The organism is Kitasatospora sp. NPDC057518, assembly GCF_042802075.1.
Lineage (GTDB): Bacteria > Actinomycetota > Actinomycetes > Streptomycetales > Streptomycetaceae > Kitasatospora.
In genome coordinates, this window is the sequence record NZ_JBHVEU010000337.1 from 1 (window position 1) to 9,688 (window position 9,688).

9 protein-coding genes are annotated in these 9,688 nt (G+C 70.9%); 5 read left to right on the forward strand and 4 right to left on the reverse strand.

Features of this window, described 5'->3' with window-relative positions; all coding sequences use genetic code 11:
• Positions 1-41 precede the first annotated feature (41 nt).
• The 3 genes from purM to ACFU7Z_RS28455 all read right to left on the reverse strand — a co-directional run bounded on the left by purM (position 42) and on the right by ACFU7Z_RS28455 (position 3,970).
• Entirely contained in the window at positions 42-1,127 is a 1,086-nt protein-coding gene (purM, locus tag ACFU7Z_RS28445; RefSeq protein ID WP_380745153.1) for a phosphoribosylformylglycinamidine cyclo-ligase, read from the reverse strand.
• A gap of 82 nt (positions 1,128-1,209) precedes the next feature.
• A complete protein-coding gene (purF, locus tag ACFU7Z_RS28450; protein WP_049654084.1) occupies positions 1,210-2,793 on the reverse strand; it encodes an amidophosphoribosyltransferase in 1,584 nt (527 codons plus the stop codon).
• 331 nt (positions 2,794-3,124) lie between these two features.
• Positions 3,125-3,970, reverse strand: coding sequence for a hypothetical protein (locus ACFU7Z_RS28455; protein ID WP_074002051.1), 846 nt, complete (start codon positions 3,968-3,970; stop codon positions 3,125-3,127).
• Between the two features lie 126 nt (positions 3,971-4,096).
• On the opposite strand from ACFU7Z_RS28455, the gene ACFU7Z_RS28460 reads away from it, so the two are divergent.
• Both ACFU7Z_RS28460 and ACFU7Z_RS28465 read left to right on the forward strand, forming a co-directional pair.
• A complete protein-coding gene (locus ACFU7Z_RS28460; protein ID WP_049656442.1) occupies positions 4,097-5,380 on the forward strand; it encodes an adenylosuccinate synthase in 1,284 nt (427 codons plus the stop codon).
• Positions 5,381-5,513: 133 nt separating this feature from the next.
• Positions 5,514-6,116 (forward strand): GNAT family N-acetyltransferase, encoded by a 603-nt coding sequence (locus ACFU7Z_RS28465; RefSeq protein ID WP_049656440.1) that lies wholly within the window; start codon positions 5,514-5,516, stop codon positions 6,114-6,116.
• Between the two features lie 36 nt (positions 6,117-6,152).
• Here ACFU7Z_RS28465 and ACFU7Z_RS28470 read toward each other — a convergent pair whose 3' ends face one another.
• Entirely contained in the window at positions 6,153-6,308 is a 156-nt protein-coding gene (locus ACFU7Z_RS28470; RefSeq protein ID WP_159028574.1) for a hypothetical protein, read from the reverse strand.
• A 347-nt stretch (positions 6,309-6,655) separates the two neighbouring features.
• Here ACFU7Z_RS28470 and ACFU7Z_RS28475 point away from each other — a divergent pair, with 347 nt between their 5' ends.
• From ACFU7Z_RS28475 to metG, 3 genes are all read left to right on the forward strand, one after another.
• Entirely contained in the window at positions 6,656-7,504 is an 849-nt protein-coding gene (locus ACFU7Z_RS28475) for a helix-turn-helix transcriptional regulator (RefSeq protein ID WP_063780290.1), read from the forward strand.
• Entirely contained in the window at positions 7,501-7,701 is a 201-nt protein-coding gene (locus ACFU7Z_RS28480) for a DUF397 domain-containing protein (protein ID WP_049656434.1), read from the forward strand. Before ACFU7Z_RS28475 ends, ACFU7Z_RS28480 begins: the two co-directional genes overlap by 4 nt.
• A gap of 214 nt (positions 7,702-7,915) precedes the next feature.
• Positions 7,916-9,649, forward strand: coding sequence for a methionine--tRNA ligase (gene metG, locus ACFU7Z_RS28485; protein WP_380780536.1), 1,734 nt, complete (start codon positions 7,916-7,918; stop codon positions 9,647-9,649).
• Positions 9,650-9,688 lie beyond the last annotated feature (39 nt).

Genomic DNA, 9,688 nt, shown 5'->3' on the forward strand with positions numbered 1-9,688 from the left:
CTCCGGAGCTCCGGAGGGGCCCTTCCGTCGTCAGCGCCGGGTCAGTTCGCCCGGAAGCCCTCGTAGGCGTTGTAGAGGGCCGCGCCGCCCTCGTGCTCCTCGCCGCGCTCGACGATGTCGCCGAGCAGCCAGGCCTCCACGCCGCGGTCCTCCAGGATCGACAGCACGGCGTCCACCGAGTGCGGCGGGACGACCGCGACCATGCCGACGCCCATGTTCAGCGTCTTCTCGATCTCCAGGGTGGCCACCTTGCCGACCTCGGCGACGGTCCGGAAGACCGGCAGCGGGGTCCAGGTGCCGCGGTCCAGGCGGGCGTGCAGGCCGTCCGGGACGACCCGGGCCAGGTTGGCCGCCAGGCCGCCGCCGGTGACGTGCGAGAAGGCGTGCACCTCGGTGGCGCGGGTGAGCGCCAGGCAGTCCAGCGAGTAGATCCGGGTCGGCTCCAGCAGCTCCTCGCCGAGCGTCCGGCCGAACTCCTCGACCTTGCGGTCCAGCTTCCAGCCGGCCTCGTTCAGCAGCACGTGGCGGACCAGCGAGTAGCCGTTGGAGTGCAGGCCGGAGGCGGCCATCGCGATCACCACGTCGCCGGCCCGGACCCGGTCCGCGCCGAGCAGCGCGTCGGCCTCCACCACACCGGTGCCGGCGCCCGCGACGTCGTACTCGTCCGGGCCCAGCAGGCCCGGGTGCTCGGCGGTCTCGCCGCCGACCAGGGCGCAGCCGGCCAGCGCGCAGCCCTCGGCGATGCCCTTGACGATCGAGGCGACCCGCTCCGGGACGACCTTGCCGACGCAGATGTAGTCGGTCATGAACAGCGGCTCGGCGCCGCAGACCACCAGGTCGTCGACGACCATGCCGACCAGGTCGTGGCCGATGGTGTCGTGCTTGTCCATGGCGGCCGCGATGGCCACCTTGGTCCCCACGCCGTCGGTGGCCGAGGCCAGCAGCGGCCGCTCGTAGTTCTTGAAGGCGGACGCGTCGAAGAGGCCGGCGAAGCCGCCGAGACCGCCGACCACCTCGGGGCGGTTGGCCTTCTTCACCCACTGCTTCATGAGCTCGACGGCGCGGTCGCCCGCCTCGATGTCGACACCGGCGGCGGCGTAGGTGGCGCCGTTCTGGTTGCTGGTCACTGCGTGCGGCCCTTTCGGGTCAGGTGGGGGTGGTTCGGAAACAGCGGTGGGGCCCCGGTTCGCGGGACCCCACCGTGCGTTCTTACGGGCGGCGCAGCGCGTCGGCCGCGCCCGCCCCGCCGAGCAGCGACTGGACGCCGTCCAGGTCGCTGCCGCTGGTCGGCTTGCCGCGGACGGCGGGCGGCTGCTGGCCGCCCTTGATCTCGGCCTCCAGCAGGAGCTTGCCGAGCAGCGCCGGGTCCGGCAGCTCCATCGGGTACTCGCCGTCGAAGCAGGCCCGGCAGAGCCGGTCCTTGGGCTGCTTGGTGGCCTCGATCATGCCGTCGATCGAGATGTAGGAGAGCGAGTCCGCGCCGAGCGTGCGGCCGATCTCCTCGATGGTCATGCCGTTGGCGATCAGCTCCGCGCGGGTGGCGAAGTCGATGCCGAAGAAGCAGGGCCACTTCACCGGCGGCGAGGAGATCCGGATGTGCACCTCGGCGGCGCCGGCCTCGCGCAGCATCTTCACCAGCGCGCGCTGGGTGTTGCCGCGCACGATCGAGTCGTCCACGACCACCAGGCGCTTGCCGGCGATGACCTCGCGCAGCGGGTTGAGCTTGAGCCGGATGCCGAGCTGGCGGATGGTCTGGCTGGGCTGGATGAAGGTGCGGCCCACGTAGGCGTTCTTCACCAGGCCGGAGCCGTACGGGATGCCGCTGGCCTCGGCGTAGCCGATCGCGGCGGGGGTGCCGGACTCGGGCGTCGCTATCACCAGGTCGGCCTCGACGGGCGCCTCCTTGGCCAGCCGACGGCCCATCTCCACGCGGGAGAGGTGCACGTTGCGGCCGGCGATGGAGGTGTCGGGGCGGGCCAGGTAGACGTACTCGAAGACGCAGCCCTTGGGCTTGGCCTCGGCGAACCGCGAGCTGCGCATGCCGTTCTCGTCGATGGCGATGAGCTCGCCCGGCTCGACCTCGCGGATGAAGGAGGCGCCGCAGATGTCCAGCGCCGCCGTCTCGGAGGCGACCACCCAGCCGCGCTCCAGCCGGCCGAGCACCAGCGGGCGGATGCCCTGCGGGTCACGGGCGGCGTAGAGGGTGTGCTCGTCCATGAAGACGAGCGAGAACGCGCCCTTGACCTTGGGCAGCACGACCTTGGCCGTCTCCTCGATGGAGAGGTCCGGGTGGCCGGCGAGCAGCGCCGTCACCAGGTCGGTGTCGTTGGTCGCGGCGTTCCGGCCGGAGCGCGAGACGTGCTCCTCGCCGGGCAGTTCGGCGACCATGGCCGCCAGTTCGGCGGTGTTCACCAGGTTTCCGTTGTGCCCGAGGGCCAGCGAACCGTGAACGGTCGCGCGGAAGGTCGGCTGGGCGTTCTCCCAGACCGAGGAACCGGTGGTCGAGTAGCGGGCGTGTCCGACGGCGATATGCCCGTGCAAGGACCCCAGCGATGCCTCGTCGAAGACCTGGGAGACGAGCCCCATGTCCTTGAAGACGAGAATCTGGGAGCCGTTGCTCACTGCGATGCCCGCGGATTCCTGACCGCGGTGCTGCAGGGCGTAAAGGCCGAAGAACGTGAGCTTGGCGACCTCCTCGCCGGGAGCCCAGACACCGAAGACGCCACAAGCGTCCTGGGGGCCTTTCTCACCGGGAAGAAGATCGTGGTTGAGTCTTCCGTCACCACGTGGCACGCCTTCGAGTCTAGGGCAGTTGACCCGGGCTTCCGGACCCCGGGACTGCGGCTTTGTCCCGCGATCGCGAGTTAACGCGCGTAGACAAAACCCCTTACCGGTCCGGCATTTCGGGTGGGGGGAATTCCGGCGCGTGGCGGTTGGCCTTGCGGTTCGCGCCTGTTGGGGAGTTCGGTGCGCGCGGCGGCGGGGGTCGGGGGGCGGACGAACGTGAGCCTGCTCACCCGGGGTTCCCCCGCCGGTCGCCCGGCGGTCGTCCGGCGGTCGTCCGCCCGTGGTTCCCCGGCTGCCCGCCGGTGGCTCCCTCGTCAGCCCGCCGGTGGTTCTCCCGTCAGGCCGCGGGCAGCAGCAGGCCCCAGGCCCCCGGGTGCACCGTCCAGGTCCGGGCCCGGACCGGGCCGACCGGGTGGCCGTCCGCCTCGTAGCCGAAGCCGCGCCCGACCACCGAGACGCTCGCCGCCCGGGCCCGCACCAGGGCGCCGGAGGCGGCGACCACCACCTCCATCTCGCCCGTTCCGTGCGAGGCGCCGGCCGGGAGCGAGACCTGGACCAGCCGGACCGGCCGGTGGACGTCCGCGAGCAGTCGGCCGTCGGCCTCGACCCGGACCCGGGAGCCGTGGTCGGTGCCGTCCGGGGTGAGTGCGTTCGCCTGCTCGGCCGCAGCCAGTTTCGCCCATAGCGAACGCCAGCCCCCCGGACGGCCCACCGGACGGCGCGCGGCCCCGCCGGTGATCCGCACCCCGCCCAGCGCCACCCCGCCGCCGTCGTCGACCAGCAGGTCCAGCCGGCGCGGCGCGCCCGAGAGCACCGCCCGCGCGGCCCGGACCGGCTCCCCCGGCACGCCGAGCGCGCGGGCCGCGACCAGCTCCTCCGAGCGGCCGACCGGAACCATCCCCACCGGTTCGTCGCCCAGCTCACGCTGGCGGTGCAGGGCCTGGAGCACCCGCTGCAGAGCGAGGTCGGAACCGATCACCACCGGTCGCCTCCGGCCCCGGTGCGAAAGCACCCGGTCGAGCTCGGAAGGGCTCTCCGGAAAGACCACCTTGACGTCCGCTCCCCCGCAGAGCACGTCCTTCGCGATCCGCACCGACTCGCCGTCGGTCTGCCGGGCCACCGGGTCGAGGAGCAGCAGGAGCGGCTCCGGGCCGCCGGTAGCAGGCGTGGACAGGGACGACACGACCGGTCCTTCCTCAGGTAATCTCTCGGTGCAAGAGCCCCTTGCGCCATTGCGCCAGGGGCTTCGTCTATCTCGGGGCAGACTGCGGCCTACGCAGGATGCCCCAACCGGAAGGGGTGTACGCCTGTGCCGGCACTCGTGCTCGTTGGCGCTCAGTGGGGAGACGAGGGCAAGGGGAAGGCCACCGACCTCCTCGGTGGCTCCGTGGACTACGTGGTCCGCTACCAGGGCGGCAACAACGCCGGTCACACGGTGGTCATCGGTGACCAGAAGTACGCCCTGCACCTGCTCCCTTCCGGCATCCTCAGCCCGAACGTGACGCCGGTGATCGGCAACGGCGTCGTGATCGACCCGGCCGTGCTGCTCTCCGAGCTGGCCGGCCTGAACGACCGCGGCATCGACACCTCCAAGCTGCTGATCTCGGGCAACGCCCACCTGATCACGCCGTACCACCGCACCCTGGACAAGGTCACCGAGCGCTTCCTCGGCAAGCGCCGGATCGGCACCACCGGCCGCGGCATCGGCCCGACCTACGCGGACAAGATCAACCGCGTCGGCATCCGGGTCCAGGACCTGTTCGACGAGTCGATCCTGCGCCAGAAGATCGAGGCGGCGCTGCACGACAAGAACCAGATCCTGGTCAAGCTGTACAACCGCCGCACCATCCCGGCCGACCTGGTGGTCGAGGAGTACCTGGGCTACGCGGAGAAGATCAAGCCCTTCCTCGCCGACACCACCCTCGTCCTGGACGAGGCGCTGAAGGCCGACAAGGTCGTCCTGCTGGAGGGCGGCCAGGGCACCCTGCTCGACGTCGACCACGGCACGTACCCCTTCGTGACCTCGTCGAACCCGACCGCGGGCGGCGCCTGCACCGGCGCCGGCATCGGCCCGACCAAGATCGACCGGGTCATCGGCATCCTCAAGGCCTACACCACCCGCGTCGGCTCCGGCCCGTTCCCGACCGAGCTGCTCGACGAGGACGGCGAGGCGCTGCGCCGGATCGGTGGCGAGCGCGGTGTCACCACCGGCCGCGACCGCCGCTGCGGCTGGTTCGACGCCGTCATCGCGCGCTACGCGACCCGGGTCAACGGCCTCACCGACTTCTTCCTCACCAAGCTGGACGTGCTGACCGGCTGGGAGCAGATCCCGGTCTGCGTCGCGTACGAGATCGACGGCAAGCGCGTCGAGGAGCTCCCCTACAACCAGTCGGACTTCCACCACGCCAAGCCGATCTACGAGACGCTGCCGGGCTGGACCGAGGACATCAGCAAGGCGAAGACCTTCGCCGAGCTGCCGAAGAACGCCCAGGCGTACGTGAAGGCGCTGGAGGAGATGTCGGGCGCGCCGATCTCGGCCATCGGCGTCGGCCCGGGCCGCGACGAGACGATCCAGATCAACTCGTTCATCTGAGCCTGATCCTCGGCTGACACTTCGAGGGCCCCGCGGGATCCGTCCCGCGGGGCCCGCGTTTGCCTCGCGCGGCAGATTTGCACTAGTGCAAACATCTCTTGCTTCTAGTGCAGGGCGGCGCTACGTTCGGATCATGACCGCGAAGCTGCCCTCACCCGTCGTCCTCACCGGCCGCCACATCCGCCTGGAGCCGCTGGAGCGCCGCCACCTCGCCGACCTCTGGACGGCCGTCGGCTCCGACCCCGAGGTCTGGCGCTGGACCATGCACCTGCCGCCCGTCTCGGAGCAGGAGTTCGGCGCGGTCCTCGACATCCGCGTCGCCGAGGCGGCGGCCGGCGAGTCGGTGAACTTCGCCGCCGTCGACCTCGCGAGCGGCCGGGCCGTCGGCGTCACCGGCTACCACGACCTCAGCGCGCAGGACGAGTCCGTCGAGATCGGCGGCACCTGGTACGCCCGCTCGGTCTGGCGCACGGCGGTCAACACCGAGGCCAAACTGCTGCTCCTCTCCCACGCGTTCGAGGACCTCGGCATGGGCCGCGTCTTCTGGAAGACCGACGCCCGCAACGAGCGCTCCCGCACCGCGATCCAGCGCCTCGGCGCCCAGTACGAGGGCACCCTCCGCCGCCACCGCCGGCGCCCCGACGGCACCTGGCGGGACAGCGCCTACTTCTCGATGCTCGCCGAGGAGTGGCCGGCGGCCAAGTCCCGTCTGACCGAGCGGCTTTCACGGGGCTGAGCCGCCGGACCGGCGGAGTGCGAGGGTGCGCGCAGGCTATTTCCGCTCGCCTCGGGCGGAATGGCCGGCCGCGAACTCGCGCTTGGCCGCGCGGGGTTCACAGGCCTGGATGTTCACCAGCCAGACCAGCCAGCCGACGAACAGGACGGCGAGCAGGAGCGCCGACAATCCGGCGACGAGAAGCGCATTCACCGGGATGCGGAAATGCGCCGGGGTGGATGGGGCCGGTGGGGAGGGCCGAGGGGCGTGGGGAGTGGCATGGCTGTCTCCGGTCGGTGATTTCGGGCGCCGCGACCATGCATCTGATGTGTCATTACGGCCGAATGTCGGCTGTTAGACGACTGTTTGACGACTGTTTAGGCGGCAACAAGTCAGTGAGTGACACGGATGACCATAGGGTCAAGGTGCCAGAGTTGCTACCGAGCGGGAAGACGTTCACTCCATCGTGGGGTATCCCCCATTTTGGTAGCTAGGGCCCGGTACGCGCGGCACACTTCACCGGAAGCATCGACGCGAGCCGCGACCCGGAGAAGAGAGTCATGCCACCCCGCTTGTCGCCGACCGTGCGCCAGCAGCGCCTCGGGATCGAGTTGCGCAGGATGCGCGAGCTCGTGGGCGTCACGCCCAAGAGCCTGGCCGCCACCATCGGCACCGACCTGCCCAAGATCTCCCAGATGGAGAACGGGAAGTCGGGCATCAGCGCCGAGCGGCTCCGGATCTGGGCGCACACCTGCGGCTGCGAGGACGGCCCTTACCTGGACGCCCTGTTGGCGATGACGCAGGACCGGCGCAAGTACTGGTGGGACGGCTACCGCGGCCGGCTGCCGAACGCGATCATCGACATCGCGGAGATGGAGCACCACGCCTCCTCCCTGTCCATCCTGAACAGCACCTTCATCCCCGGCCTGCTGCAGACCCCGGACTACGCCGCCGCGGTGTTCGAGCGGCTTCCCCCCCAGTACCGGCAGGAGGCGGACATCCGGAAGGCGTTCCGGATCCGGCGCCAGCAGATCTTCGTCGACCACCCGAAGCCGTACAGCGCGTTCCTCCACGAATCCGCGCTGCGCATGCAGTTCGGCGGCCCGGACGTGCTGCGCGACCAGCTGCGGGGCCTGCTGGAGAATTCCGAACGGCCCGGGGTGGAGATCCGGGTGATCCCGTTCAGCGTGCCCACCTACACCGGCTCCGGGGAGAGCCTGTACCTCGCCCGCGGGCCCGTCCCGGAGCTCGACACCGTTCAGATCGATCTCTCCCACGGGCCGACATTCGTGCACACCCAGGTCGAACTGGCCTCCTACCGCCGGATCAAGGAGGAGACCGCGGCGATCGCGCTCGGACCGGACGAGTCCCGGGAGTTCATCCGGTGCTTGCTGAAAGACTTCGCATGAGTACCTGGCGCAAGGCCTCGGCCAGCGGTGAGAGCACCGACTGCGTCGAGGTCAGAGCCGCGGGCGAACTGGTGGAGATCCGCGAGTCGGACCGGCCCGAGGTCGTCGTGCGGACCACCCCGCGCAAGTGGGCCGCCTTCGTCCGCGGGGTGAAGTCCGGGGAGTTCGACCGGTACGGGGACTTCACCCGGCCCTGACGCCCGACCCTGACGTCCGACCCTGACGTCCGGCCGTGATCCCGGCCGTGATTCCCGACCCCGCCCGGCGCGTGCGGCGGCGCCGCCGACCGGCCCCGCTCCTTGCGCCCCGGCCCCCGCTCCTTGCCCTAGGCTGGCAGCCCACAGTGGACCCTGCGCCCGACACGGCACTCCGGGTGGGGTGCGCGTGCGGGAGAAATCGGAGCATCCGGGGATGGCTCGGCACCTGATCACCAGCGCCCTTCCGTACATCAACGGGATCAAGCACCTGGGCAACATGGTCGGGTCCATGCTCCCGGCGGACGTCTACGCCCGCTACCTGCGCCGACGCGGGCACGAGGTGCTGTTCATCTGCGCCACCGACGAGCACGGCACGCCCGCCGAACTCGCCGCCCAGGAAGCCGGGTTGCCGGTCGCGGAGTTCTGCGCCCGGGCGCACGACGCGCAGCGGGCGGTGTACGACGGCTTCGGGCTCTCCTTCGACCACTTCGGCCGCAGCTCCTCGCCGCAGAACCGGGAGATCACCCAGGAGATCGCCCGCGAGCTCCAGCGCAACGGCTTCATCGAGGAACGCGCGATCCGCCAGGTGTACTCCAACGCCGACGGCCGCTTCCTGCCGGACCGCTACATCGTCGGCACCTGCCCGCACTGCGGCTACGACAAGGCCCGCGGCGACCAGTGCGAGAACTGCACCCGGGTGCTGGACCCGACCGACCTGCTGGAGCCGCGCTCGGCGATCAGCGGCAGCGCCGACCTGGAGGTCCGGGAGACCCGCCACCTGTTCCTGCTCCAGTCCAAGCTCACCGAGGAGGTCGAGGACTGGATCGACGCCCACGCCGACGACTGGCCGGTGCTGGCCTCCTCGATCGCCCGCAAGTGGCTGACCGAGGGCCTCCAGGACCGCTCGATCACCCGCGACCTGGAGTGGGGCGTCCCGGTGCCGGCCGACGTGTGGCCCGAACTGGCCGCCGAGGGCAAGGTGTTCTACGTCTGGTTCGACGCCCCGATCGAGTACATCGGCGCCACCAAGGAATGGGCGGACGCGGCCCCGGCCGGGCACCTGCGGGACTGGAAGTCCTGGTGGTACGAGGCCGACGAGAGCGTCCGGTACACCGAGTTCATGGGCAAGGACAACGTCCCGTTCCACACCGTGATGTTCCCGGCCACGCTGCTCGGCTCCCGCCGCCCCTGGAAGAAGGTCAACTACGTCAAGGCCTTCAACTGGCTGACGTACTACGGCGGGAAGTTCTCCACCAGCCAGCGGCGCGGCGTCTTCGGCAACGACGCGCTGGACCTGCTGCCCGCCGACTACTGGCGCTACTTCATGATGGCGCACGCACCCGAGTCGGACGACTCCAGCTTCACCTGGGACCTGTTCGCCTCGGTCGTCAACAAGGACCTCGCCGACACCCTCGGCAACTTCGTCAACCGGGTGCTCACCTTCAGCCGCAAGCGCTTCGGCGACGACGTCCCAGGCGGCCACGCCCCGGGCGAGGCCGAACAGCGCCTCGGCGAGCAGGTCGCCGGGCTGCTCGCCGAGTACGAGGCCCAGCTGGACGCGCTCAACTTCCGCAAGGCGGCGCAGGCCCTGCGCGCGCTGTGGAGCGCGGGCAACGCGTACCTGGACGAGAAGGCGCCCTGGCTCCAGGTGAAGACCGACCCGGAGGCGGCGGCGCTGACCCTGCGCACCGCGATGAACCTGATCCACCTGTACGCGGTGGTCTCCGAGCCGTTCATCCCGACCACGGCGGCGGCCATGCGCGGCGCCTTCGCGCTGCCCGCGGACTCGCCGGCCGCCACCCGCGACTGGATCGGCCCGGAGGAGGCGCGGGCGCTGGACCTGGTGCCGGCCGGGACGGCGTTCACGGTGCCGCCGGTGCTGTTCGCCAAGATCACGGACGAGGACCTGGCGGCCTGGACGGAGCGCTTCGGCGGCTCGGCGGGCTGAGCGGCTGGACGGCTGCGTGACGGCGGCGGGGCCCGGGGT

Bases quoted from the DNA above. Each gene is read 5' to 3' on its own strand.
- ACFU7Z_RS28480 (WP_049656434.1), top strand. From the start codon at position 7,501: ATGAGTACCTGGCGCAAGGCCTCGGCCAGCGGTGAGAGCACCGACTGC.
- ACFU7Z_RS28475 (WP_063780290.1), top strand. From the start codon at position 6,656: ATGCCACCCCGCTTGTCGCCGACCGTGCGCCAGCAGCGCCTCGGGATC.
- ACFU7Z_RS28465 (WP_049656440.1), top strand. From the start codon at position 5,514: ATGACCGCGAAGCTGCCCTCACCCGTCGTCCTCACCGGCCGCCACATC.
- metG (WP_380780536.1), top strand. From the start codon at position 7,916: ATGGCTCGGCACCTGATCACCAGCGCCCTTCCGTACATCAACGGGATC.